The following is a 24274-nucleotide window of genomic DNA, read 5'->3' on the forward strand; positions in this document are numbered from 1 at the left end:
AGCACCCCTCACGAGGAGGAGAAACCTGTCCCGAGCAGATGCAGACGTCGGGCGCCTGCCCCACATTCCGCTTGCCTGCCTGGGAGAACCGCGATGCCGGGGTCGGCCTTGGCCGTCCGTCTCAGCGGTGGGAGGCCGTTTAGAGCCCCGCCTGCTCGGTGTCAACTCCGATTTTGCTGCGGCGCCAAAATTCTTTTCGCACCGCCGAAAAACCAGCTTTGACTCCTACCCGCTCCACCTTGCGGTCGATCGGGCACCGTCTTGCCGGACAGAACGGAAGAATTCCCCAGCTCTCACCGGATCATTCCATTCAAACTGTTCGGAAGACGTCTCGGTGCCCGCTCGCTTTCGCGGCCGGCGCCGATGAGCAGCGATATAAGGGTGCAGTTCCGGCCCGTCAACACCTCGATCGAGATCTTGTGGCCGCCCTTCCTGCTTGCCGCGAACTCAGCCCACGCTGCGTTCGTGCGCCATCTGGAGCTCGCCGCCCGCACACGCCACAAGGTAGGCGATTGCCTTCTCGTCGAGGCGAGCGGCGACGAGGTCCCGCCGCAGCGCGGCCTCCCCTGCCCAGGCCGCCCCGCCGATCTTCGGCAGAAACTGCTTGAGCAACGCGCTCACGATCTTGTCTCGCTCGTAGCCGCGATGGCGCACGAGGCGACGTATGCCGACGATCAGATCGTCGGTGCCGCCCGGCCCAGGTCCGGAAGCGTTCAGGTTCGTCGAGGAATAGCGGCGCAGCATGCAACCGGTCTCTTGGCAGGTCGCTCATCCTGTTCGATGAGGGTTAATTTGGCGTGTGATCGGCTCGTCAGCCGAGACGGCCCCAGCGGATGAAACCCGCGATGACGAGGATCACGAGCGCCGCCAGTAGCCATGGCGGGCCGATGTGCAGGGCGTAGAGGATGAGCCCGAGGAACCCGAGGGCGATGCCCAGCATGACGGCAATGGCGACCGGGTTCATCCCGCCTTCCCTCTCGATCCCGCTGAGCGTCGTACATAGCGGCTGCCCGTCCCGGCGCCATCCGGCGGCGCGACAGCGAGGCATCGGAGGATCGGCGCTGCGATGCAAAAGCCGCCATCAGGACGGTTGACCGCAGATGGCATTCAGCCTATCTCGTGCCCTCCCGCGCCGCAGGGGCCGCATCGGCCAGCGTGCGCGGACATCCAGCCCGACGCAGCATGTCGGCCCTTGGTGGGGGATAGTTTAACGGTAGAACGGTGGACTCTGACTCCTCTAGTCCTGGTTCGAATCCAGGTCCCCCAGCCACCTTCATCTCAATCACTTAGCCCAATCTGATGGACCCGCTTCGGCGGGTTTTTCCATGGATTTTTCCGTCTCGCTGGACGGTAGGGGCCGTGCAGGTCCGCCAGGACGCGGGCGTTCGAGCGCCTCATGTCCGCCCTCTGCGTTGGCGCTCCCCGATCGGCGTCCTCACCGTGTTGATCCGCGCGACCGGGGTCGCCTCCATCAGGCCGAGATCCATCCCGATCCCGAACATGCGATAGAGGACCTGGACGACGTAGTTCGCGAACCGGCGCTTGCGCTTGGCGACGGCCCGGCTCCGCCACGGTCGGCCGGTCGATCCGGGAGAGCGGCATCCCCCTCGCCTTCGAACGCCCACAGGACGCGCTCGTAGTCGCCTTTGGTGACCGGCTTCAGATTCAGGAACTCGGGCGTCTTCCGATACGCATCGATCAGGTGCCCGAGCGCTTCCTTCGTGGCCGTCGTCGCCTTGGAGACCTGGTCCAATCGCTCGACCTCGACGGCGAAGGCGGCCGTGCCGTGCTCCGCCTTGATCCTGGTGCCGGTGTTCCGGTGGTCAAAACAGGACTTCCCGACCTTCTTGCTGACGATCCGCCTCACGACCGCGATCTTCATCCGGGCGGTCATTCGAGCACCTTGGCCTCCCAATCCTCAGCCTCAGGTTTTCCTGCCGGCGCCCCGAAAGGGCGTCGATCCAGGCGTTCAGCGCCTCCTGGTCGTAGCGGAGCTGGCGAGGGTCGGGCCGGGCGTCGGCCGACAGGGAGATCGGCGTGACAGGGGCAGGAGCGCTCGAACGCGTTCAAGGACATGTCGCAGTACTTCGCGGCCGTGGCCGTCGGCCTGAGCCTCGGCCAGACGGTGATCTCGCCCGTGGCTCAGGCCCCCTCCCCCATCGCCAGAGCCTCCAGGCGGTTGATGGCGCTGGTTGCCCGCCTCCCGGCCTCCAGGGCCTCGTTCACCGCCTCGGCGGCGACGGCTCGGCGTTCCGCCGCGCGGGCCTCAACCAGCGCTTTGGTGGGCTCCAGAAACGTCCGGAGCACGGCCGCCTCGACGCCCGCCCATATCGCTCGCGCCTCCGGCCCGAGATCTTCCCAGGCCGGTGAGATCCCGCGCGGGCCCAGCGGGAAGCCGGTGAAGCGTGCCTCGTAGCCCGTGCGGCCGGGTTCGCGCGGCTCCGTCATTGCTCCATCTCCCATCCGAAGGTGCGCTCGGCCCCATCGCCCGCCCCGGCGAGGAAGGCCCACGCATGCCGGCGCACCTCCCGCGTGAGGGTCAGGGTCAGGCCCGTGGTCTCGCCGTTGCGGGTGACCTTGAACGGAAGGTCGACCGTGCCGTCGGCGCGGCGCATCGGCAGCAGGATCCAGCCCTCAGGCAGCGGCCCCTCAACCACGATCGGCATCGTGAGCCTCCGAGGCGGGATCAGCCCCCATGGCCGGGTTCCCTCTGCTGCGATGATGACCGGGGCCGGGGCCCGCGGTGGAGCCTTGCCGATCCCGTAGTCCACCGCGACGACGCGGCCGCCGAGGCGCCCGAAGCTGTCGGTCTTCGGCTCGACCGGCAGGGTGTGCCCCGCCGCGGTGCGGAACGCGTCCGGGCCGAGCGCCAGGAACTCGTCGTCGGTGAGCTCGACGATTGGCCGAAGCTCGGCGGAAGCATTCTCAATTCTCTGAAGCTGCTCGCCGGCGGCTACGTCGTCGGGGCGGCCTTCGGCTTCACCCTCGGTGTCGCCATCGGCTCGTCCCGGGCGGTGGGATACTGGGCGCACCCGGTGCTGCGCTTCGTCGGGCCGCTGCCGGCGACCGCGTGGCTGCCGCTTGCCTTCTTCGTCTTTCCATCCTCGTGGTCGGCCAGCACCTTCCTGGTGGCGCTCGCCACGGGCTTCCCGGTCACCGTGCTGACTTGGTCGGGGGTGGCGGGCGTCAACAAGGCCTATTTCGACGTCGCCCGGACGCTCGGCGCCTCGCCCACCTTCCTCGTGCTGCGGGTGGCGATCCCGGCCGCGCTGCCTCACGTCTTCGTCGGCCTGTTCATGGGCCTCGGCGGTTCCTTCGCGGTGCTGGTCGTGGCCGAGATGCTCGGCGTGAAGTCGGGTCTCGGCTGGTACCTGCAATGGGCGCAGGGCTGGGCCGCCTACGCGAACATGTACGCGGCGCTGATCGTGATGGCGCTGATGTGCTCCGGCCTGATCACCCTGCTGTTCCGCCTTCGCGACCGGGTGCTCTCCTGGCAGAAGGGGCTGGTGCAATGGTGAGCGCGACGCAGGCACGCCCCGCGCCGCAGGCAGCCGTCGGGCTTCCCGGCGGGAGGATCGGGGCCCGGCTGACGGTCGAGGCCGTCAGTCACGCCTTCGACATCCGCGGCGCGGCCTTGCCGGTGCTCGACCGCGTCGGGCGCGCGGTGGAGCCCGGCGGCTTCGTGGCGCTGGGCCTCGAGGCGCAGGGCGTGGGACGCGGCAGGGTCGAGCGGGTCGAATCCGCCCTGCGGCTCGTCGCTCTCGACGGCTTCGCCGACGTCTACCCGCACCAGCTCTCCGGCGGCATGGCCCAGCGCGCGGCGCTCGCCCGGGCGCTCGTCAACGAGCCGCGGCTCCTCCTGCTCGTCGAGCCGCTCGGCAAGCTCGACGCCCTGACCCGCCTCGCCATGCAGGCGGAGATCCTGCACCTCTGGCAGGAGAAGCGCTTCACCGCGCTCCTCGTGACCCACGACGTCGAGGAGGCGCTGGTCCTCGCGGAACGCGTGATCGTGCTCGGGGACCGCCCGGCCGCCATCCGCGCCGACCTTGCGATCGACCGGCCCTATCCGCGCCATCGCGACGATCCGGAGCTCGTACGCCTGCGCCGGGAGATCCTGGGCATCCTCGGGCAGCCGACCTGAGCGGGCTCGCCCGCCCGGAGCGGCAGCGTTCCACGAAGGGCTGAGGATACGCACGGACGTTCCGCAGCCGCACACAACTTTGGAAGCACATTTTCTTCGAATGTCGTAGCATTTTTCAATCGAGGCGAAATTACGCAGAGGTCTCGGCCGCGTGCAGGAAATGGATGCATCGGACGGGTTCGGGTGGAGTGGTCGGCCATGCGGTTCAGGCTCCCGGCAAGAGGTCGATTCCGTTCGCTCGCCATCGGCATCCTCATCCTTCTCGGCAGCGGGCCGGCCTGCTTCGCCGCGGCACGGCCGGACCTGCCAGATGAGGCACCGAACCGGGTCGAGATCCTGTCCGGTGCCTCTCCCGCCCCGAGATGGGCCTCCGTCGGCGACGAGGGTGCGGTCGAGGCTCGCCTGGAGGTCGGCCCGGACGGGCGCGACCTGCGCCTGACAGGTGACCTGACCGAGGGCGTCGCGGACCGTGTCGCCTCGCTGCTCGCGGCCCATCCCGAGATCGCGCGGATCCACCTGACGAGCGACGGAGGGTTGGTCGGGGAGGCGCTGGCCCTCGGCGCTGTCGTCGCCGCCCACGGCCTCGCGACCTACGTGCCGGACGTCTGCGCCTCGGCCTGCACCCTCGCCTACGTGCGCGGTCGCGGACGCTATCTCGCGGCCGGTGGCCGTCTCGGTTTCCACGGGCCCTTCGAGGTCGGCTTCTTCGACGCGACACGGTCGGTCGATGCGGCGCCGGAGCGGACGGCGTACCTGAACGCCGGCCTCACCCCGGACTTCGTGGCGCGGGCGCTCGCTGTCCGCCCGGAAGCGATTTGGACGCCGGAGCCGGACGTGCTGCGCGCGGCTGGCGTCGTCACCGCCCTGGTCGGGACCCACCACTTTCCGGACAGGGCCAGCAGTCCGGCGCGCGCCGGGCAGGAGGACCTGCAGGCACGGGTGCCCTGAGGGCGGTCGAAGCGGGCGCGACGCAACGTTCTCCGGCGCGCTGTAATACGAGAACGTCTTCTCCGAAGCCGCCCGATCTTTGAATTACGGTTTCATTGATCTTGGGGCGTGGCCACGTTCATCCTGAGCGACAGGTAGCGCACCGGCGCCCTTCCTCGGCCGACATGCGCCGGATCGGCCGGGCGGCACCCCGTTTCGAGGACCGATGCCCACTCCCCCTCTCATCACGCTCGAGGCCCTCGCCTACCGGTACGGTGCAAGCCCGGTCCTCCACCGCGTGGATCTCGCCGTGAAGCCGGGCGAGCGCGTCGGCATTCTCGGCCCCTCCGGCGTCGGCAAGTCGACGCTGCTGCAGATCCTCGCCGGCCTCGTCGCACCCTCCGCGGGCCGCGTGCAGGTGGAGGGCGAGATCGTGAGGGGGCCGGTGCCGGGCTGCACGGTGATGTTCCAGCGCCCCGCGCTGCTGCCGTGGGCGAACGTCATCGACAACGTGCTTCTGCCCGCTCGGCTCACGGGCCGCTTCGGGCGCGATCGGACCGGCTGCACGGCGGAAGCGCGCCGCCTCCTCGACGAACTCGGCTTGGGCGAGCGCGCCGCGGCCAAGCCGCACCAGCTCTCGGGCGGACAGCAGCAGCGGGTGGCGCTCGCCCGCGCGCTCGCGAGCGCCCCGCGGATCCTGCTCCTCGACGAGCCCTTCTCGGCCCTCGACGCCGAGATGCGGGCGAACCTGCGCGCCGACGTGCTGCGGCTCGCGCGGGAGCGCGGCCTGACGCTCATCCTCGTCACCCACGACCTCGCCGACGTCGAGGCGCTTGCCGAGCGGGCGGTCGTGTTGGGCGGGCGGCCCGCGCGGGTTGTCGCCGACCTCCCCCTCGGTGTCGACGCGCAGGCCGAGCTGCGCCGCCGCCTCGGCCCCTCCCAGGTGCCGTCGAGCCGCGCTGCGGCCTGAGACCCAACCCCCGAGCTCCGACGATGACCGCTCCCGACGACCTCTCCGCCCTGTGGATGCACGAATGGGCGCGCGCCGACTGGACGCGCCGCGCCACCCTGGACGCGCTGGCGCGCGGCGGTCTGGCCGCGCTCCTCGGCGGGGCCGGCCTCGCCCGCTCGTCCGGCGCCGCGCACGCGGCGGACGACGACACCGTGCGCATCGGCTATCTCCCGATCACCGATGCGACCGCGCTCCTCGTCGCCCACGCCAAGGGCTATTTCGAGGAGGCGGGGCTGAAGGTCGCCGAGCCGACGCCGGTGCGTTCCTGGTCGAGGGGTTCGCTGCCGGCAAGTTCAACCTCGCGCACCTGCTCAAGCCCATCCCGGTCTGGATGCGCTACAACAACCGCTTCCCGGTGAAGATCCTGGCCTGGGCCCACACCAACGGCTCGGGCATCGTGGTGGGCGGAAAGAGCGGCATCACCGATTTCCGCGCGCTCGCCGGCAGGCGCGTCGCGGTGCCCTACTGGTACTCGATGCACAACGTCGTGCTGCAATTCGCGCTCCGGGAATCCGGCGTCACGCCGGTGATCCGCGGCGAGGCCGGTCCGGGCGAGTGTGCCCTGCAGATCCTGCCTCCGCCCGAGATGCCGGCGGCGCTCGCGGCCGGCAAGATCGATGGCTACATCGTCGCCGAGCCCTTCAACGCGCTCGGCGAGATCAAGGCCGGCGCGCGGATGCTGCGCTTCACGGGCGATATCTGGAAGAACCATCCCTGCTGCGTCGTCGTCGCGCACGAGCGGCAGGTCGCCGGCAACCCCGAATGGACGGGCAAGGCGGTCGACGCCATCGTGCGGGCGCAGGCCTACTGCGCCAAGAACCGCGAGGAGGTCGCGCGCCTCATCTCGAAGGACGGGCGCGGCTACCTGCCGATGCCGGGCGACGTGGTGGTGAAGGCCATGACCGATTACGGCGCGGCCTACGAGGCGAGCGGGGCGATCCGCCACCCCGAGTGGTCGGCCTCCCGCATCGACTTCCAGCCCTGGCCCTACCCGTCCGCCACGAAGCTCATCGTCGAGGCGATGGGCCGGACCGTGGTCGAGGGCGACGCGACCTTCCTGAACGGCCTCGACCCGGATTTCGTGGCGCGCGACCTCGTGGACGACCGCTTCGTGGCGGCCGCGCTCAAGCGCTACCCCGAATGGGCCGGCGCGGGGGATGCCGCCGCGCTCACCCGCCAGGAGATCCTGAGCCTGTGAGCGGGAGCGCGATCGAGGCGGCTCTCGCCGTCGAGGAGAGCCTCGCGCCGGAGCGCGGGCTCGGCCCGGCCGTGGACCGGCTGGCGCCGCTCGCCGGGCTCGCCGGCCTTCTGGGGCTCTGGTACGCGGCCGGACTCGTCCTCGAGAGCGTGCCGACCTATGCCGCCTTCGCGGGCTTCGCGCCGGGCCCTGCGCTCGCCACCTTCCGCGACCTGATCGCCACAGGAGAGGCGTGGCGGGCCGCAGGCCCGAGCCTCGCTCGGATCGGCCAGGGCCTCGCCTGCGCCTTCCTGCTCGGCGCGCCGCTCGGGCTCCTGATCGGCTCCTCCCCGCTGCTGGAGCGGGCCCTCCAGCCGCCGTTCCAGCTCCTGCGCATGATCTCGCCGCTCGCCTGGATGCCGGTCGCGGTGCTGGCCTTCCCGACATGGGATGGAGCGATCGTGTTCCTGATCGCCGCGGCCGCGATCTGGCCGGTCCTGTTCGCGACGGCGGCCGGGGTGAAGCGGGTCGATCCCGTCTGGCTGACCCTCGCCCGCAATCTCGGTGCGGGCCGGCTCAGCGCGCTGCGGTCCGTCGTGATCCCGGCCGTCGCCCAGGACATCCTGACGGGCCTGCGGCTGGCGCTCGGCGTGGCCTGGATCGTGCTGGTGCCGGCCGAGTATCTCGGGGTCACGAGCGGCCTCGGCTACGCCATCAACGACGCCCGCGACACCCTCTCCTACGACCGCCTCGCCGCGCTCGTGCTGCTGATCGGCCTGATCGGCTACGCCCTCGACGCCGCCCTCGGCCGTCTCGCGGCCCGGGCCCGCTGGATCCCTGCCACCTGAGGAGACCGACCATGAGCGCTCAAGCCGCGAGAGAGACCGCCCGCGAGATCGTGCAGACCTTCGAGACGATCGATGCCGGAGCCCTGAAGGCTCTCTCCGAGAGGGGCCGCGCCGACCCGAGCGTGGTGAAGACCGTGCGCGCGCGCACCGTCGCGGAGGGCCGCCGCTTCCGCCACCTGAACTACGTCCGCAACCTCGAGGCCCACATCGTCGACGAGCCGCCGGCGCTTCTCGGCGACGACACCGCCCCGAACCCGACCGAGGCGCTGCTCGCCGCACTCGGCACCTGCGTCGCCGTCGGCCTCCAGGCCAACGCGGTGGCTCGCGGCTGGACCGTGCGCAGCATCGAGGTCGAGAGCGAGGGCGACATCAACATCACCTCCGTCTGGGGCACCGGCGACCTCTCGGAGAAGCCGGTCGGGCTCACCGCCGTGCGGCTCAAGGCCCATCTCGACATCGAGGGGGCGAGCCCGGCCGAACTCGACGAGCTCGTGGCCCATGCCGCCCAGTGGTCTCCGGTGCTCAACACCGTGAGGAACCCCGTTCCCGTGACCCTGGCGCGGGCCTGAGATCGCGATGGCCGCGACCGCCGCCGCCCGCATCGCGGACGCTCCGCGTGCCGTCTCGGATGTGGTGCGCGAGGATCTTCGCCCCCAGGTCGGCGCGATCGACGCGGGCGCCTATCCGGCGGGCGTCCTGCGCGCGCTCGGCGCGGCCGGGGCCTACGACCGCCATGTCGAGGGCGGACCGGAGGGACTGCTCGGCGCCGTCGACGCGATGGCGGAGGCTGGCGAAGCCTGCCTCTCCACCGCCTTCTGCATGTGGTGCCAGGACGCGCTGGTCTGGTACCTCGCTCGCTCGGGGGAGGCCGGCGCGCGCCGCCACCTCGCCGCGGCGGCGGCCGGCGACAGCCTCGGCGGCACCGGCCTGTCGAATCCGATGAAGGCGCTCTCCGGTATCGAGCCGCTGGCGCTCCAGGGCGTGCGGGAGGGTGCGGGCTACCGCGTGCGCGGGCGCCTGCCCTGGGTCTCGAACCTCGGCCCTCGCCATCGCTTCGCCGGCATCTTCTCCCTGCCCGAGGGCAAGCGCGCCATGGGTCTGTTCGAGGCGGGCAGCGAGGGAGTCTCGATCGCCGCGAATGCCCGCTTCGTGGCGCTCGAGGGCACCGGCACCTACACGGTGATGATCCGCGACGCGTACCTGCCCGACGCGGAGGTGATCGCGCACGATGCGGGCGCCTTCGTGCCGCGCATCCGCAACGGCTTCGTGCTGCTGCAGACCGGCATGGGACTCGGGCTCGCCCGCGGCGCCGCCGCGTTGATGCGCGCGGATGCGGCCGGACGTGTGAAGGCGCAGTTCCTGCCCCTCGGGCCCGAGGCGATCGAGGCGCGGGCTTCGGCCCTGCGCGAGCGGGTCGCGGCGGCCGCCCGCACCCACGAGGCGACCGACCGCGCAGCCTTCCTCGAAACCTTGCGCCTGCGCCTCGACGTGTCCTTCCTGGCGCTGGAGGCCGCGCAGTCCGCCATGCTCCAGTTCGGTGCGCGCGGCTACCTGGAGGGCGCGGACGCGTTCCGGCGCCTGCGGGAGGCGCAGTTCGTGGCAATCGTTACGCCGTCGGTTAAGCACATCACCACCGAGCTCGCGCGCGGAGCCTGATGCCGCCCGCGGCCGCGAGGGTTCAACCGCGTGAGCGCATCCGATCCGGCCCCCGAGATCGAGTGCGATTTCGGCTTCCTGTCGCTCTGGTCGTATGTCGGGAGCCTGGAACTCGGGCGCTCGCGGGGCGGACGGGCGCCGCGAGCGCCTACAAGCCGGTGGACCTCCTGGCCGTCTTCGCGGCGGGAGGCGGCAAGCCGGTCAAGGAGCGGCCGCTCCAGCGCCAAGCCTACCGGCTCGTCGAGATTCGGCCGGTGCCGTCTCGAAGAAGCGGGTGTCGAGCAGCCCCTCGCTCGACGGTGCCGTCTGGGTGAGGTCGAGGGCCGCCCTCGACAGATGCGGCCCTATGATCGCCAGCATCCGCTCGGCCGAGGTGCGGGGCGGGAAGAACCCGAGGTAGCCGCCGGCGCGATCCATCAGGTAGACGAAGGCGGAGTGATCGATCGTGTAGCTGCCGTCGGGCCGCGCGACCCGCTCGGAGAAGACCTTGTAGGCGTCGGCAGCCTGCCGGATCGCCTCGGGGCGCCCCGTCAGTCCGATCAGGCGCGGGTGAAAATTCGGGACGTACTCCGCCAGGAGCGCGGCCGTATCGCGCTCAGGGTCGAGCGTGATGAAGACCGGCTGGATCCCATCCCCCGCCGCACCCAGCATGTTCACGGCCCGCGCGATCTCCTGGAGATCGGTCGGGCAGACGTCGGGGCAGGACGTGAAGCCGAAATAGACGAGGAGCAGCTTGCCGCGGAAGTCGCTGTCCCTGCGGGTGCGCCCGTCCTGATCGATGAGGGCGAAGGGGCCGCCGACGGGCTCGCGGTTCCACATCAGCACATCCATCAGCTCGGCGGCGGAGCGGCTCGGCGCCTCCTCGGCTCGCGCGGCGGGTATGCAGAGGCAGCCGAGCAGACCCGAGAGGACGAGCGCGGCGGACCTACGCACCGAAGGTGAGCCGGCTGCCGGTCGTCGGGACGATGACGTGCTCCGGCATCTGCGCCTGCGCCTCGAGCGCGAAGTTCAGGCCGCTGCAATGCATCGGGACGACGACGTCGGGTTCGAGCCTGCGGATCTCGGCGACGACCTGCGTCAAGTAGTCCTTGGGCGCCGGGCCGAGATGGAAGCCGCCGACGATGGCGTGGACCTTCTCGACACCCGAGACCTCCTGCGCCTGCCGGACCGAATTCACGATCCCGACATGGCCACAGGAGCTAATCACGACGAGCCCTTTGCCCTTCACGTGAAAGCAGGTGGCGTGCTCGTGGACGTGCTCGTCCGGGATGACCTTTCCCTGAAGCTCGGCGGGGGAGTAGTGCGTGGCGTCGCAGCCGAGGCCCTCCTTGATGCCACGCTCCACGAAGGTGTTCGGCAGGATCCGCTCGATCGAGGTGCGCCTGATCTGCCCGGTCGTGAAGGCGTGCCCGGCCACGACCGTGGGCGTCTCGCACAGCACGGTCCGGATCTTCTGCGCCGCCAGCTCCCGCCGGTCGAGCTGCCCGAAATCGGTGAACTGGCCCGGCACCCCAGCGGGACTCAGCCGGTGGCAGAAATTGTCCTCGCCACCCGCGTAGAGCGTGAGGTCGGGCGCGAGCGTGCTCCGGTAGCGGTTGAGGAAGCCGGTCAGGCCGCCGTAATGGTCGTGATGGCCGTGGCTGACGATCAGCGCATCGACCTTCGACGGATCGACTTTCAGAATCTCGATGTTGTTGAGGAGAGCCTCCGGGCTGTACCCGAAATCGAGCAGGATCGTGCGGGCCTCCTCGGCGCGCTGCGATTCCAGGAAGAGCGACAGCCCCCACTGGTTGTGGAGGACCTTGCGGTAATCGCTGCCGCGACCGCTGCCCGGCGGCTGGTGGAGGACGCCCTGCACCGTGCTCGGCTTGAGGAATTGGTCGTGCGCCGAGTCGATCAGGACGCGCAGGCTCAGCCTGTCGACGGTCGGCACCTCGATGGGCGCGGCACTGGCGATCTCGATGCAGGAGAAGCCGGCCGCCGCACCCGCGGCGAACGCTGCCGAGGCTCTCAGGAAGTCGCGCCTGTCGACGTTTCTCGCCATGTCGTCCGCCTGTCCCCGCGCCTTCCGCGCCTACGATCACAACCGAAGGTAGCCTGCGTCCGAGAGAAAAAAGTCCTGTATTTGGTCCCGTTTGAACAACAACGTTCAGGCGGCCTGCGCCGGCAGAAGTCGTTTCGTCTGCGGGCATCGGAGCCTGTCTCTGCCGCGGTGTCCTTATCCGGTGCCTGCCCGGAATCCGGCGGGGTGCGGACGGGGCCTCCTCGCGCGGCCCGCACCCCGGGTCGCGCGGGAGAGCGCGCTATCGGTGCGGCAGCGTGTGCAGGGCCCGCAGGAAGGCGTCGACGTCCTGCCGCGTGTTGTAGAAGGCGAGCGAGGCGCGCACCGACTGATCGACGCCGAACCGGCGCAGCGCCGGCAGGGCGCAGTGATGCCCTGAGCGCACCGCGATGCCGTGCGCGTCGAGGTGGTGGGCCACCGCCTCGTTCTCGTGACCCTCGATGACGAAGGACATCACGCTGGCCTTCTCCCGGGCCGAACCGATCAGGCGCAGGCCCCTCACCTCGGCCAGCCCGTCCTGCGCGTATTCGAGCAGGTCGTGCTCGTAGGCCGCGATGCCGGGCAGCCCGACGCTCTCCAGATAGTCGAGGGCGGCGCCGAGCCCCACGGCGCCCGCGATGTCCGGCGTGCCGGCCTCGAACTTCTCGGGCGCGCCCTTGTAGACGGTACGCGCGAAGGTGACGTCCTCGATCATGTGGCCGCCCCCCTGCCAGGGCGGCATCGCTTCCAGAAGGTGCGTCTTGCCGTAGAGTGCCCCGATCCCGGTCGGCCCGAACACCTTGTGGCCGGAGAAGACGAGGAAGTCGGCGTCGAGCGCCTGCACGTCGAGGGGGATGTGCGGTGAGGATTGGGCCGCGTCGACGAGCACCGGCACCCCGTAGGCGTGGGCGAGGCGGATGATCTCGGCGACGGGGTTGATCGTGCCGAGTGCGTTGGCGACGTGCGTGACCGAGACGATCTTCGTGCGGCCGGACAGGAGCGCGGCGAACTGCTCGAAGATGATCTCGCCCCGATCGTTGACCGGGATCACCCGCAGGGTCGCGCCCGTCTCTTGGCTGAGGAGTTGCCAGGGCACGATGTTGGCGTGGTGCTCGATCGTCGAGACGATGATCTCGTCTCCCGCGCCGATATGGGCGCGCCCGTACGAGTTCGCGACGAGATTGATGGCCTCGGTCGTGCCCCGCAGGAAGACGATGTCATCCTTGGTGGGTGCGTTGAGGAACCGGCGCACCTTCTCGCGGCCGCCCTCGAACAGGTCCGTGGAGCGGGCGGCGAGCGTGTGCGCGGCCCGGTGGATGTTGGAGTTGTGGCGGCCGTAGAACTCGCTCGTCGCGTCGATCACGCTCTGCGGCTTGTGGGTGGTGGCGGCGTTGTCGAGCCAGACGAGGGGGTGGCCGTTGACGCTCTGGTGGAGGGCCGGAAAATCCTCGCGTACCCGCTCCACGTCGAAGGGCGCGGCGACGGGGCTCGATCCGTGCGAGGTGACGCGCGGGGCGGGTGCGGGATGGCGCGAGGGCTCGACGCGGGCTCGCGCGGGCGTCGTCCGCGGCGGCCGCGCGGTGGCGGGCGCCAGGAAGTAGTAGTCGGAGGCAGGCGCAGCCTCCGGCGCCCGCGAGAGGCGTCCCGTGCGCCCGAAGCTCTCCTGCGCCGCGTCGACGCCGCGGCGCGACGGGCCGGCCGGCACGAGCTGCGGCGCGAGCGCCTGCGCGAAGGCGTTCGCCCGCGGGTGATCGGCCGCGATCTGGCGGTGCAGGTCGCGGCCGCCCGGCAGCGCGGCGGCCACCTCGGGCACGCTCGGCACGGAGAATTCGGGCAGGGTCCGGCGTGAGCCGAACGGGTCGGAGAGCGGATGGACCGAGGGGATCGCCGCCGCGTCGAACGAGACCGGACCCGCGGGCGCGGGGTTCGGCGCGGAGGCCCCCGTCCCCCCCGGCAGGCCGACGGGTGGCGCTCCGAAGGAGCGGGCGGCGAGCGCGGACGCGTCCGGCTGAAGGCCCTGCGGCAGACCGGCCGCGGGCGCGGATGGGACGCCGAGGTCGGCGCTCGGCAGCGTTGCCCCGCCGGGTCCCTGCCGCAGGCTCTCGAAACCCTGCGGCACCTGGGGGCCGCCCGGCAGCTCCGGCGCGAAGGGCTGGCTCGCCGCCTGACCCTGCCCGTAGATCTCGCGGGCAAGGCGCCCGACGAGATCCGCGTGGGCCAGCTCGCCGGGGCTGCCCGTCGGCAGGCCGAAGGCCGACGCGTCAGGCATAGTCATGGTAGTTGCCCAGCAGCACGTTATCGAGGCGGGCGATCGCGTCCTCGACCAGCACGGCGGCCGAGAAGTAGCGCGTCACGAGGTGCGAGGCGATGGAGTGGTCGTTGGTGCCCATGTAGCGCACCGACAGGCCGGGCTCGATCTCGCCGGTGACCCCGGACTTCTGGAGGCCGACCACACCCTGCTCGCCCTCGCCGACCCGCAGCAGCAGGATCGAGGTGGTCTGCGCGCCGGTGACCGGATCGGTGTCGATCGGCAGCTTGTCGCTCGGGACGAGCGGCACGCCGCGCCAGGTGATGAAGGGCGCGCCGAACAGGTGCACCACCACCGGCGGCACTCCGCGGCGGGTCGCCTCCCGTCCGAAGGCCGCGATCGCGCGCGGGTGCGCGACGAAGAAGGCGGGCTTCTTCCAGACCAGCGTCAGAAGTTCGTCGAGATCGTCCGGTGTCGGCGGGCCGCCGCGGGTCGGGATGCGCTGGCGCGAGCCGGCCTCGTGCAACAGGCCGAACTGCGAGTTGTTCAGAAGCTCCCACTCCTCGCGCTCCTTCATGGCGTCCACCGTGAGGCGGATCTGCTCGCGAAGCTGGTCGATCTCGTTCGAGTAGAGGTCGGTGACGCGCGTGTGGGTGTTGAGGATCGTCTGGATCGTCGAGAGATGGTACTCGCGCGGGTCGAGCTCGTAGTCGACGAAGGTGGTCGGCAGGCGCGGCTCGCCCGCATGCACCGCCAGAAGCTCGATGCCCTGCTCGCCGTACGCGTTGGTATGGCCCTTGAGGCGGTCGCGCTCCTCGACGTGCTGGGCAATGCGCGAGCGGATCGCCTCGTCCTCGAGGGCGGCGCGGTCGAGGGTCAGGAGCGTCACCGCCGAGAGCGCCTTCACGGCCGGAGCCGGCCCGGCCTCGCCGGCGAGCGCGCTGTCACCGAAATAGTCGCCGCGCGTCGCGAGGCCCTGGCGCACCCGACCCTTGTAGGGGCCCGACAGGCTGAGCTCGACGGTGCCGTTGGCGACGATCGTCAGGCTGCGGTCGCCCGAGCCCTCCTCTCGGATGACCTCGCCGGCCTGATGATGGCTCTCGGTGAACTTGCCGGCGAGGGTCGCCAATTCGGCGTCGCCGAGCCGGCTGAACAGCGGCACGGCTCGCAGGGATCCGGGCCGGATCACCCGGCCCGCCTCCTCCGGCGCCAAGTCGATGCGGCCTGGCTTGGCCAGCACCACGGCGCGGCGGTTGACCCGATAGACCCCGCCCGGCACGTCGACGAAGGGCAGCAGGCGCAGGAGCCAGCGCGGGGTGTTGGCCGCGTTCTGGACCGAGGTGACTGTCGCCGTCGCTAGATTGCGTGCCGCGGAGGCGCTCACGCTCAAACCCGGTCCGCTCATCGTCCGTCGTCTCCGTTTTGCTCAGGGCAGGTTTCGGCGTCCCCGGACCGGGCGACTGGCCCGACGATTCCGGAGGCGCGGGGAAGGTCATTCAAGCATGGATCGAGACCGGCTCAGTCGAGCGACTACGCCGGAACTGATTGCAACCGTGACGTACCCGATGAAGCGCACCGATCATCTTGCGCCAAGCTCGGCCGAGCCAAACCTTATCTCGTGTTAAGACGGTCTATCCTCGGCTCGACCGAGCGGTCAATGAACGTAATTTCCAAATATTTGAGTTTTCTTGGAATTATTGAGCATCAATTCACGAGCAAGCAGAGTTGTGTACTGTCGTCGTGAGTTCATCCGGCATATTCATCTCCGCCTCGCTCTCGCGAGAGGAAGAATCTCGGCGGATCGCGCGGAGAATATTTTTTCCCCGCCCGGACGCAGCTTCAGATCCCGTCGCCGAAGCCGAAGGACTGATCCATGCTGAGCGCCGGCTCCTCGTCCAGTGGCAGGCGGGAGACGACGCGGGCCGGGACGCCCGCCACGGTCGTGTGCGCCGGCACGTCGTGCAGCACCACGGCCGCAGCCGCGACCTTGGCGCCCTCGCCGACCCGGATGTTGCCGAGCACCTTCGCGCCGACGCTGAGGAGCACGCCGCGCTCGATCTTGGGGTGGCGGTCGCCGCTCTCCTTGCCGTTTCCCCCAAGGGTGACCGATTGCAGGATCGAGACGTCGTCGGCGATCACCGTCGTCTCGCCGATGACGACGCCGGTGGCGTGATCGATGAAGACGCCCGAGCCGATCCGGGCGGCGGGGTGGATGTCGCAGCCGAACACCTCTGAGATCCGGCTCTGGACGTGGAGGCTCAGTGTGGCGCGGCCCTGATGCCAGAGCCAGTGGGCCACGCGGTAGCCTTCGAGCGCGGCGAACCCCTTGTAGAACAGGAACGGGTCGAGATAGCGGCGGCAGGTCGGGTCGCGCTCGCGGATGGCGACGAGATCGCGCACTGCGTGGCCGCTCGCGAGCGGATCGGCCTCGAAGGCGGAGAGGCAGAGGTCGCGCATGGCGAGGCGGGCCAGGTCGCCGTCGCCGAGGCGGTGCGCGAGGCGGTAAGCCAGGGCCTGGGCGAGGCTGCGCTGGTCGAGCACCGTCGCCTGGATGATGCCCGCGTAGAGCGGCTCCTCGATCAGAGCGGCCTCCGCCTCGGCGCGAAGCTCCGCCCAGACGTCCTGCTCCGCCGTGCTGCGGCTCGTCGCGCGCAGCGGCGGCTGGATCGCGATCGCCGCGATCACGGTCGGGGCCCTGGCAGCCCGCCGGCTCGCATCCCGACCCTGGCGGCGGGATCGGATCGGCGCGGCATTCGATTACTGAACCCGCCGGAACAGGTCCGGCAGGTAGCGCCTCAGGATCTCGTGCCCCTCGAACTTGACGTCGACGGTCCGCGGGCGGCCGCCCTGGTCGTGGATGCTGACGATGCGGCCCCTGGCATGGCGCCAGATCCCCAGCACCTCGGCGACGTCGAGCCGCTCGAACACCACCTGATCGCCGCGCGTCATCGTCGCTGAAGGCATCGGATCGTCCTTGAGAAGCGGGCCGAGGGGCTCGGCCGAATCGTCTGCAGGGGGGTGAGGGATGGGCCGGGCAGGCCGGCGAGAAGGGACTTCCGGGTGCCCGCGACCGAGGGAGAAGGTTTCGGTCGCGGAGGAGGCTCTACAGAGAAAAAGCCACTAAGTCATTGCTATTACTGAATAATTACAGACCTGGCGAGCGTTGGCAAGCCTTGTTCCCGGCCCTCCGTGGCGCTACGCCGGACATGTTTCGGGTCGCGCGGCGCGGGCCGCGCCGCGAGCGGAGGAGGTGTCATGGGTGCCTACGTTCCTGCCTTGGCCGGCGGCGTCCTGATCGGCCTGTCGGCCACGATGCTGCTCCTCCTCAACGGGCGCATCGCCGGGGTCAGCGGCCTCGTCGCCGGTCTCGGACGGCCATCGGACCCGCGCTGGGCCGCCGATCTCGCCTTCATGGTGGGCCTGATCCTCGGGCCGCCCGCCTTCGCCGTCCTCGCCGGGCACTGGCCCGAGATGCGGTTGGACGCGTCGCTGCCGCTCCTCGCGGTGGCGGGCCTCCTCGTCGGGTTCGGCACCCGCCTCGGGTCCGGCTGCACCAGCGGACACGGCGTGTGCGGGCTCGCCCGCCTGTCGCCGCGCTCGATCGCGGCCGTGCTCACCTTCCTGGCCTCGAGCATGCTCACGGTCGTCCTCGCGAAAGGGATCGTCCCATGAGGCCCACCGCCCAGATCCTCGCGGCGCTCGGCGCCGGCCTGACCTTCGGGTTCGGCCTGTCCCTGTCGGGCATGCTCGATCCTGCCCGCGTGCGCGGCTTCCTCGACGTGACAGGCACCTGGGACCCGAGTCTCGCTTTCGTGCTCGCCGGCGCGGTCACCGTTTCGTCTCTCGGCTACGCGGTCTCCCGCCGGCTCCGTGCGCCAACCTTCGCGCCAGCCTTCGCAATCCCTACTGGACGGCGGATCGACCAGCCTCTCATCGGCGGCGCCGTCCTGTTCGGGATCGGCTGGGGCCTCTCCGGCTTCTGCCCGGGACCGGCGGTCGCCGCCCTGTCGACGGGCGCGCTCCCGGTCCTCGTCTTCGTCGGTGCGATGCTCGCCGGCATGGCGGCCCATCGCCTGCTCACCCGCCCATCGAGTGCCCGCCCCTCCGGCGCGGACTCGCCTGCAAGATAATCTTCCGCATCGTCACTGAATTCCAAGGGCGTTCGTTCCCGCCGTTCCAGCAGGACAGAATACCGCTCCGTTGACGCGCGGCGCTATCCTTGACGATAATGAATCTGCGGTCCGCGGATAGCTTGAGACCTGCATTCGGTGAGGGGCTTCGCCCGGGCGCTGAGGCAGCTCGGACGTCCTGCGGATCTGCTCAGGTTCCGCAGCAGCGCCCATCGCGAGAGTTCGGTGACCGAAGCATGGCCGCACGGCGGACACGCGTCGCGCGTCCATCGATCCATCACGCCGGAGACCACGGCCGGGGGCGATGACCGGCCTCGACTGCAGCGTCGGCCCGTTTCTATCAGGCTTCATGACCGGCGCCGTCTCCGGCTGGGTGTTCGGTGCCGCCATGTTCGCGGGCGCCACCCTCGCGCTTCTCGCGGGCGGTCAGCTGCGTCTCTCGCCGTGAGGATCCCGCCGGGCGGCGCGCCCGCCCTGCGCGCGAGCCGCCCCGTTCAGCTCTCGCCCTGGACGATGTCCTGCAGCCGGGACGGCCTGGTCAGGCGGATGCAGGCCTTGTCGACAGCGACGACGCCCTCCTGCTGGAAGCGCCGCAGCATCATGGTCACCCACTGGCGGGTCGATCCCACAAGCGCCGCGATCTCGTCGTGCGTGATCCGGCGCTCGATCACGACCGCCGCGCCCTCTCGCCGCCCGTAGAGGTCGCCGAGGGTCAGGAGGAGCTGTGCCAGGCGCTCGATCACCGAGCGCGTCCCGAGCATCTGGGCCATCGCCGTGTAGCAGCGCCCTTTCGCCTCCAGCGCCTCGATCAGGCACAGGGCGAAGTTCGGCATCTGGCGGACGAGGTTCCGCAGGGTCGCCGCGGAGAGCGCGAGGACGCGGCAGGGCTCGATCGCCTGCCCCGACCACTGGTGGCTGCCGCCTCCCGTCAGGCTCGGGCAGCCGATGAAGTGACCCGGCGTCCAGTAGGCCAGGGTGATCTGCCGCCCCGATGGGCCGGTGTAGAAGACGCGCACGCGGCCTTCCTCGATCAGGAAGATGCCCGCATGCGGCTCGCCCTGCTCGAAGACGCTCTGCCCCGGCACGAGGCTCAGTGATCGGCCGGCCTCCCGCAAACGCGCGGCCTCGCCGGGCGTCAGCCGGTCGAGGAAAGCGGCCCCGTCGTCGAAACCCACGCCGCTCTCGCTCAGGAACAGGGCGCTGGCGATCAGCGGCGCCGGCGTGCGGGTGGGCGCGAGGGCGACGAGCGTCGGCGGCATGGGAGGCTGCGGTCCGGGGTTGATGCAGGTCGGGCGGAACGCCGCGTGAGATCCGGCCCCGTCCACGGAGCGCTTCATTATCGCTCGGCAGCCGTTTCGGGCCATTCCAAATCCGGACGCTCAGGAAGAATAATCTTCCGATCAAGCTTTTAACCAGAGATCTTTGTTCCGAAGCACGATTGTCATTGCATGTCAGAGGCCGGCTTTACTCGCAGAATGCAATTAATTGCTGGTCTCAAACGCTGCCCGCGGACGACTTTCGAGGCGTGCCGGCAGCGCGGCGCGCCGCCTCCCGCCCGCTGCCACGGCCATCCCCCAGCCGACGGAGTCCCCGCGTGATCCCCTTCCGACGCCTCGCCGCCGCCCTGCTGGCGACCTCCGGCCTACTCGCCGCCTCCGCTATCGATGCGGCGCGCGCCGAGACCATCCGCGTCGCCGTGGGCACCCAGGACACGACCATCAACTGCGCGACCGGCGGCCTCCTGATCCGCGAGCTGAAGCTTCTGGAGAAATTTCTGCCGCGCGACGGCCGGTACAAGGACGTCACCTACGACATCCAGTGGCGCAACTTCACGAGCGGCGCGCCGCTCACCAACGAGATGGTCGCCGGCAAGCTCGATCTCGGCGCGATGGCGGACTTCCCCGGCTCCCTGAACGGGGCCGCCTTCGCCAAGGCTGGGCGCCGGAGCCTGTTCATCAGCGTCCTGTCCGGCAGCGTCCGGGGCAGCGGGAACGGCGTCGTGGTGCCCACCGCCTCCCCCGTGCAGTCCTTCGCCGATCTCAAGGGCAAGACCATCTCGGTGCCCTTCGCCTCCACGGCGCACGGCCTGCTCCTGCGCGCCGTCAAGGCGCAGGGCTGGGACCCGGAGCGCGACGTCACCATCATCACGCAGGCCCCCGAGGTGGCGGGCTCCGCCCTGAAGGCCAACAAGATCGAGGCGCACGCCGACTTCGTGCCCTTCGCGGAGCTCTTTCCCTGGCGCGGCATCGCCCGAAAGATCTACGACGGCTCGCAGGCGGATGCGCCGACCTTCCACGGCGCCCTCGCCGACGCGGCCTACGCCGAGCGCTACCCCGAGATCGTCACCGCCTACCTGCGCGCCGCCATCGAGGCGGACCGCCTGATCGCGGCCGAGCCCGAGACATATTCCGAGCTGATCGAGCGCGTGACCGGCATCGAGGCGGAGGTCGCCTACCTCTTCCACGGACCGCTCGGTCTGCAGACCCGCGATCTCACCTGGAAGCCGGAGTACCGTCAGGCGCTGAAGACGTCGATCGAGACCCTGAAGCTCCTCAAGAAGGCCGACGGCGACATCGATGTCGACCGCTTCGTCGACGACCGCTTCATCCGCGCCGCCTCTGCGCAGGCCGGAATCGACTACGCCGCGCGGCTTTCCGATTACGCCCAGTCCCCCCTGAGCGCGCCCGATGCGGCGGGCAGGCCGATCGCCGACGTGTCCCGCGTGGCGGAGCTCTGGGTGAAGGGCGAAGGCAAGGTCCGTCCCTACGCCTCGCCCGAGGCGGCGCTCGCCGCGCTCGCGGACCTGGAGAAGGCCGGCGGCAGCGCCCGCGTCGTCTACGCGCAGGATCGCAACAGCGGCATCAAGCTGTTCGCTGCGCAGGCCTGGTACGTGCGGGACCGCGAGCGGCGCCTCAGCGCCTTCCTGCTCAAGGGTGACGCGGAGGATTTCGCGCGGGCGCACGGCGGCGAGGTGATCGACTTCGCGGCCGCCCGCGCGGGCGAGGCCCGGCTGAGCGCCCGATGAGCGGCGCGGTGATAGACGCGGCCGCTCCGGCCCTGCCGGCCCGGAGCGGAACGGGGCGCCCGGCCGGGACCTTTCGACCGAGCCTTCCCGTCCGGCGCCTCGCGCTGCGGGCCGGGGCGCTCGGCCTCGGCCTCCTCGCCTGGCACCTCGCCGCCAGCTACAGGCTCGACCTCGGGCTCGTGACCTTCCGCAACGTGCCGACGCCGCTCGACGTGGCGCGGGCCACCGCGGCGCTCGCCCAGTCGCCGAAGCTCGGCGCCCATGTCGGCGCGAGCCTCGTGCGGGTCCTGAGCGGCTTCCTCCTGGCGCTCGCCGCCGGCGTCGCGCTCGGCCTCGCCATCGGCCGCTCGCGCACGGCGCGCGATCTGCTGCTGCCGCCCCTCGAGGTGCTCCGCCCGATCCCGGCCGTCGCCTGGATCCCCCTGGCGATCCTGATGTTCCCGTCCTCCGAGCTGTCGATGGTCTTCATCACCTTCACGGGCGCCCTGTTCCCGATCCTCCTCAACACCGTGCACGGCGCGGAGGGCGCCAGCCCTCGCCTCGTGGCCTCCGTCCGCAGCCTCGGCGCGGGCCGGTCGGCGATCCTGAGAGAGGTCGTGATCCCGGCCGCGGCGCCGAGCATCGTCACGGGCGCGGCGATCGGTATGGGAACGGCGTGGTTCTGCCTCGTCACCGCCGAGATGATCTCGGGCCAGTACGGGATCGGCTACTTCACCTGGGAGTCCTACACCTTGCAGAACTACGACGACATCGTCGTCGGCATGCTCCTCATCGGCCTGCTCGGCATGGGTTCGAGCGCCCTGGTGCGCGCCGCCGGCGGCCTCGCGATGCCCTGGGCCCGAGCGGGGGTGCGCTCATGACCGCCCGCGCCACGCAAGCCGGGCGGGCCGGCCGCATCGAGCTCGCCGACGTCGCGATCCGCCTCGGACAGGGCGAGGCCGCCTTCGACGTGGTCGAGAACGTTCGTCTCACGATCCCCGCCGGTCAGTTCGTCTGCCTCCTCGGGCCGTCGGGATGCGGGAAATCGACCCTGCTCGGTGCCCTCGCCGGCCACCTCGCGCCGAGCCGCGGCCGGGTCAGCCTCGACGGCGAGACCGTGGCTGGGCCGCACCCGGAGCGGGGCATCGTCTTCCAGCAGCACACCCTGCTGCCTTGGAAGCGGGCCCTCGACAACGTCGCCTTCGGGCCGAAGATGCGCGGGCTCGCGCGGGGTGAGCGGCTCGCGCAGGCGCGCGCCTTCCTCGCGCTGGTGGGTCTCGCGGACTTCGCCGAGCGCTACCCGGCCGAACTGTCGGGCGGCATGCAGCAGCGGGTCGAGATCGCGCGGGTCCTCATCAACGCGCCGCGGGTGCTCCTGATGGACGAGCCCTTCGGGGCGCTCGACGCCCAGACCCGACTGATGATGCAGGAGCTTCTGCTCGACATCTGGACGCGGCTGCCCACCACCGTGGTGTTCGTGACGCACGACATCGACGAGGCGCTGTTCCTCGCCGACCGGGTGCTGGTGATGTCCGCGCGGCCGGGCCGCATCCTCGAGGACATCCCGCTCGATTTCGCCCGTCCCCGCGGGCGCGATCTCGTCACCGACCCGGGCTTCGTCGACCTCAAGCGCCGCTGCCTGGACCTCCTCCGCCCGCGGGACGGCAAACCTCCGCTCCCGCGCCTCACGCCGCTCGGCCTGCCGGGAGTCGAGGCCGCGTGAACGCGGCTCCGGCACGCTCAGGGCGCGCGCTGCGTTGGCGGGACTGCCTGCGGGCATTCCGCGGGGCGTGGTCCCTTGTCATACCCGGGCGGATCACAGGCAGTGACAGGTGGCTTGCCAGGGGCATCATCCTGAGCACTCCTCAAGAGCCCAAAGCCCCAGAACACCGCGACGCCAACGGCCACGGCCACGAACAGCGCGACGGCGATGAGAGGAAGCGAGCGGCCCATCACGGTGTCCTCGGCGTCGGGAACGCGGGGCTCGGACAGTCCGGCAGGATCACCTTGCCCACGGTGTTCTGCGGCTCGCAGGCCGGGATGGCCGGCTTCCCGCCGTTCTCCGCCCGCCGCTGGTCGCGCGCGTTCGAGACCCAGAGACCGATGCCGATCACCGCCACGATGGCGACGAGCGCGGTGGTCACGAGTGGGAGCCAGCGGGGCATATTCTCAACCCTTCAGGATCGTGGCGATGACCTGCCTGGCCCGCTCAAGGTCAAGCTCGGCTTCCGCCACGGCGGCTTCGGCCTGAGCGAGCATGTGAACGGCATGCAGCAGGTGCGAGCCCTTCGTCATCTCTCCCAACGCCTTGACTGCCTCCTGGTCAACCTCGACCAGCGCGGATGCGTCGCCGAGGAGCAGCGCGATCCGGTGCTCGCAATGGCGGCCCTCGGTGCCGTCCGAGCAGGTGCAGGTGAAGCGCACGCCGCGGCTCGTGCGTGTCGCTTCCATCCGATGCACATCGGCACCCTCGGCGGCGCGCACGGAGAACATTAGGGCTGACATCGCGGCTCCACTGATCTGCCGTTCGTCCAACCGCCCGGCTGCAGCCCTCATGGCACGCCTCCGAGGGCCTCCGCCATGCGCGCCGGTTCTCCGGAGCGCTGCCCTGAGAGCAGCCCTTCCGTTCCGGCAGCTCCTTTGAGGACTCCGCTGGGCTCTTCCGTGAGCGCGTTTGTGCGGGCCGTGGGCGTGTTGGCTGCCGCCTCCGCTGCCCAGCCGAAGAGAGCACCAGCGATGACACCGCCGGAGAAATGTGCACCTGCAGTCGATGGCCCCGAACAGGGACAGCTTGCCTGCCTGCGTGCTGATCGGCGCGATGTGGATGTGGAAGCCGCCGATCGGGTAGTGAGCGAAGCGCTTCTTCCGAGGCTCGTCGCCATCGACGTCCGGCAGACGGCTGTTGCCATGCCGCTCCAGGCAGCGGTGCAGGCTCGAGCGGGTCAGGTGCGGGATCGTGGGCTGAAGGCCGCAGAGACATCCGTCCAGCGGCAGCGGTGTGCCCACGGAAAGCGACGATGATTGCCTCCTCCGGCGTCAGAACCGTCGAGCGGAGTCGAGGATCTCGTCGATGGTCATCGCGGCGGCCAG

At 70.5% G+C, this 24274-nt stretch carries 25 protein-coding genes, 1 tRNA gene and 4 pseudogenes; 15 read left to right on the top strand and 15 right to left on the bottom strand.

The features are described from left to right. Window positions 1-447: 447 nt before the first annotated feature. Together MOX02_RS07965 and MOX02_RS07970 are read right to left on the bottom strand one after the other, a co-directional pair. Window positions 448-744, bottom strand: coding sequence for a hypothetical protein (locus tag MOX02_RS07965; RefSeq protein WP_147025280.1), 297 nt, complete (start codon window positions 742-744; stop codon window positions 448-450). 67 nt (window positions 745-811) lie between these two features. Continuing rightward, a complete protein-coding gene (locus MOX02_RS07970) occupies window positions 812-964 on the bottom strand; it encodes a DUF4175 domain-containing protein (RefSeq protein ID WP_147025281.1) in 153 nt (50 codons plus the stop codon). Window positions 965-1196: 232 nt separating this feature from the next. Between MOX02_RS07970 and MOX02_RS07975 the strand changes: the two genes are divergently transcribed. Beyond that, window positions 1197-1270 (top strand) — tRNA-Gln (locus tag MOX02_RS07975). A 201-nt stretch (window positions 1271-1471) separates the two neighbouring features. Here MOX02_RS07975 and MOX02_RS07980 read toward each other — a convergent pair. The 3 genes from MOX02_RS07980 to MOX02_RS07990 form a co-directional block, all read right to left on the bottom strand. After that, a complete protein-coding gene (locus MOX02_RS07980; protein ID WP_147025282.1) occupies window positions 1472-1882 on the bottom strand; it encodes a hypothetical protein in 411 nt (136 codons plus the stop codon). A 260-nt stretch (window positions 1883-2142) separates the two neighbouring features. Next, window positions 2143-2448 carry a hypothetical protein gene (locus MOX02_RS07985; protein WP_147025283.1) on the bottom strand — a complete coding sequence of 102 codons (306 nt, stop codon included), beginning with the start codon at window positions 2446-2448 and terminating at the stop codon, window positions 2143-2145. Continuing rightward, window positions 2445-2666, bottom strand: coding sequence for a hypothetical protein (locus tag MOX02_RS07990; RefSeq protein WP_147025284.1), 222 nt, complete (start codon window positions 2664-2666; stop codon window positions 2445-2447). Before MOX02_RS07990 ends, MOX02_RS07985 begins: the two co-directional genes overlap by 4 nt. A gap of 225 nt (window positions 2667-2891) precedes the next feature. On the opposite strand from MOX02_RS07990, the pseudogene MOX02_RS07995 reads away from it, so the two are divergent. The 8 genes and pseudogenes from MOX02_RS07995 to MOX02_RS08030 all read left to right on the top strand — a co-directional run. Next, a pseudogene (locus MOX02_RS07995) lies at window positions 2892-3518 on the top strand (ABC transporter permease); the annotation flags it as partial. Continuing rightward, window positions 3512-4141 (top strand): ATP-binding cassette domain-containing protein, encoded by a 630-nt coding sequence (locus MOX02_RS08000; protein WP_147025285.1) that lies wholly within the window; start codon window positions 3512-3514, stop codon window positions 4139-4141. The pseudogene MOX02_RS07995 and the gene MOX02_RS08000, both read left to right, overlap by 7 nt. Before the next feature lie 198 nt (window positions 4142-4339). Further along, complete coding sequence (locus MOX02_RS08005) at window positions 4340-5089, top strand: hypothetical protein (RefSeq protein ID WP_147025286.1); 750 nt, start codon at window positions 4340-4342, stop codon at window positions 5087-5089. Between the two features lie 205 nt (window positions 5090-5294). Then, entirely contained in the window at window positions 5295-6038 is a 744-nt protein-coding gene (locus tag MOX02_RS08010) for an ABC transporter ATP-binding protein (protein WP_147025287.1), read from the top strand. 56 nt (window positions 6039-6094) lie between these two features. Then, window positions 6095-7278 (top strand): annotated as a pseudogene (locus MOX02_RS08015) (ABC transporter substrate-binding protein). Next, window positions 7275-8105: an ABC transporter permease gene (locus tag MOX02_RS08020; RefSeq protein WP_147025288.1), complete on the top strand. Its 831-nt coding sequence runs from the start codon at window positions 7275-7277 to the stop codon at window positions 8103-8105. Before MOX02_RS08015 ends, MOX02_RS08020 begins: the two are co-directional and overlap by 4 nt. 11 nt (window positions 8106-8116) lie before the next feature. After that, window positions 8117-8674: an OsmC family protein gene (locus tag MOX02_RS08025; protein WP_147025289.1), complete on the top strand. Its 558-nt coding sequence runs from the start codon at window positions 8117-8119 to the stop codon at window positions 8672-8674. A gap of 7 nt (window positions 8675-8681) precedes the next feature. Then, window positions 8682-9761 carry an acyl-CoA dehydrogenase family protein gene (locus MOX02_RS08030; protein ID WP_147025290.1) on the top strand — a complete coding sequence of 360 codons (1080 nt, stop codon included), beginning with the start codon at window positions 8682-8684 and terminating at the stop codon, window positions 9759-9761. A 330-nt stretch (window positions 9762-10091) separates the two neighbouring features. Here the strand turns inward: MOX02_RS08030 and MOX02_RS08040 are convergent. From MOX02_RS08040 to MOX02_RS08065, 6 genes and pseudogenes are all read right to left on the bottom strand, one after another. Further along, window positions 10092-10694: pseudogene (locus tag MOX02_RS08040) on the bottom strand (SCO family protein); the annotation flags it as partial. Next, entirely contained in the window at window positions 10687-11805 is a 1119-nt protein-coding gene (locus MOX02_RS08045) for an MBL fold metallo-hydrolase (protein WP_147025291.1), read from the bottom strand. The pseudogene MOX02_RS08040 and the gene MOX02_RS08045, both read right to left, overlap by 8 nt. A 259-nt stretch (window positions 11806-12064) precedes the next feature. Further along, window positions 12065-14077 carry a family 2A encapsulin nanocompartment cargo protein cysteine desulfurase gene (locus tag MOX02_RS08050; RefSeq protein ID WP_147025292.1) on the bottom strand — a complete coding sequence of 671 codons (2013 nt, stop codon included), beginning with the start codon at window positions 14075-14077 and terminating at the stop codon, window positions 12065-12067. After that, the gene (locus tag MOX02_RS32655) at window positions 14064-15455 is read right to left on the bottom strand and encodes a family 2B encapsulin nanocompartment shell protein (RefSeq protein WP_147025293.1); all 1392 of its coding nucleotides are present in this window, start codon (window positions 15453-15455) and stop codon (window positions 14064-14066) included. Before MOX02_RS32655 ends, MOX02_RS08050 begins: the two co-directional genes overlap by 14 nt. A 434-nt stretch (window positions 15456-15889) precedes the next feature. Further along, window positions 15890-16735: a serine O-acetyltransferase gene (gene cysE, locus MOX02_RS08060; RefSeq protein WP_147025294.1), complete on the bottom strand. Its 846-nt coding sequence runs from the start codon at window positions 16733-16735 to the stop codon at window positions 15890-15892. A 72-nt stretch (window positions 16736-16807) separates the two neighbouring features. Continuing rightward, complete coding sequence (locus MOX02_RS08065) at window positions 16808-17014, bottom strand: hypothetical protein (RefSeq protein ID WP_147025295.1); 207 nt, start codon at window positions 17012-17014, stop codon at window positions 16808-16810. Window positions 17015-17305: 291 nt separating this feature from the next. Here MOX02_RS08065 and MOX02_RS08070 point away from each other — a divergent pair, with 291 nt between their 5' ends. The 3 genes from MOX02_RS08070 to MOX02_RS31080 all read left to right on the top strand — a co-directional run bounded on the left by MOX02_RS08070 (window position 17306) and on the right by MOX02_RS31080 (window position 18628). Then, window positions 17306-17722: a YeeE/YedE family protein gene (locus MOX02_RS08070; protein WP_147025296.1), complete on the top strand. Its 417-nt coding sequence runs from the start codon at window positions 17306-17308 to the stop codon at window positions 17720-17722. Next, complete coding sequence (locus MOX02_RS08075; RefSeq protein WP_147025297.1) at window positions 17719-18180, top strand: YeeE/YedE family protein; 462 nt, start codon at window positions 17719-17721, stop codon at window positions 18178-18180. Before MOX02_RS08070 ends, MOX02_RS08075 begins: the two co-directional genes overlap by 4 nt. Before the next feature lie 304 nt (window positions 18181-18484). Then, window positions 18485-18628 (top strand): hypothetical protein, encoded by a 144-nt coding sequence (locus MOX02_RS31080; protein ID WP_170267729.1) that lies wholly within the window; start codon window positions 18485-18487, stop codon window positions 18626-18628. A 46-nt stretch (window positions 18629-18674) separates the two neighbouring features. On the opposite strand, the gene MOX02_RS08080 is transcribed toward MOX02_RS31080, so the two are convergent. Further along, on the bottom strand, window positions 18675-19439 hold the full coding sequence (locus MOX02_RS08080; protein WP_147025298.1) for a Crp/Fnr family transcriptional regulator: 765 nt from the start codon (window positions 19437-19439) through the stop codon (window positions 18675-18677). A 335-nt stretch (window positions 19440-19774) separates the two neighbouring features. Here MOX02_RS08080 and MOX02_RS08085 point away from each other — a divergent pair, with 335 nt between their 5' ends. From MOX02_RS08085 to MOX02_RS08095, 3 genes are read left to right on the top strand one after another with little or no spacing between them, the layout of a single operon-like run. Next, on the top strand, window positions 19775-21205 hold the full coding sequence (locus tag MOX02_RS08085) for an ABC transporter substrate-binding protein (protein WP_373866724.1): 1431 nt from the start codon (window positions 19775-19777) through the stop codon (window positions 21203-21205). Continuing rightward, complete coding sequence (locus tag MOX02_RS08090; RefSeq protein WP_147025299.1) at window positions 21202-22065, top strand: ABC transporter permease; 864 nt, start codon at window positions 21202-21204, stop codon at window positions 22063-22065. Before MOX02_RS08085 ends, MOX02_RS08090 begins: the two co-directional genes overlap by 4 nt. Beyond that, a complete protein-coding gene (locus MOX02_RS08095; RefSeq protein WP_147025300.1) occupies window positions 22062-22907 on the top strand; it encodes an ABC transporter ATP-binding protein in 846 nt (281 codons plus the stop codon). Before MOX02_RS08090 ends, MOX02_RS08095 begins: the two co-directional genes overlap by 4 nt. 229 nt (window positions 22908-23136) lie before the next feature. On the opposite strand, the gene MOX02_RS08100 is transcribed toward MOX02_RS08095, so the two are convergent. The 3 genes and pseudogenes from MOX02_RS08100 to MOX02_RS08110 all read right to left on the bottom strand — a co-directional run. Next, the gene (locus MOX02_RS08100; protein ID WP_147025301.1) at window positions 23137-23349 is read right to left on the bottom strand and encodes a hypothetical protein; all 213 of its coding nucleotides are present in this window, start codon (window positions 23347-23349) and stop codon (window positions 23137-23139) included. Window positions 23350-23353: 4 nt separating this feature from the next. Then, window positions 23354-23740 carry a hypothetical protein gene (locus MOX02_RS08105; protein ID WP_147025302.1) on the bottom strand — a complete coding sequence of 129 codons (387 nt, stop codon included), beginning with the start codon at window positions 23738-23740 and terminating at the stop codon, window positions 23354-23356. Between the two features lie 210 nt (window positions 23741-23950). Next, window positions 23951-24239: pseudogene (locus MOX02_RS08110) on the bottom strand (IS481 family transposase); the annotation flags it as partial. Between the last annotated feature and the right edge of the window lie 35 nt (window positions 24240-24274).

The sequence above is a fragment of the Methylobacterium oxalidis genome (assembly GCF_007992195.1).
Classification (GTDB): Bacteria; Pseudomonadota; Alphaproteobacteria; order Rhizobiales; family Beijerinckiaceae; genus Methylobacterium; species Methylobacterium oxalidis.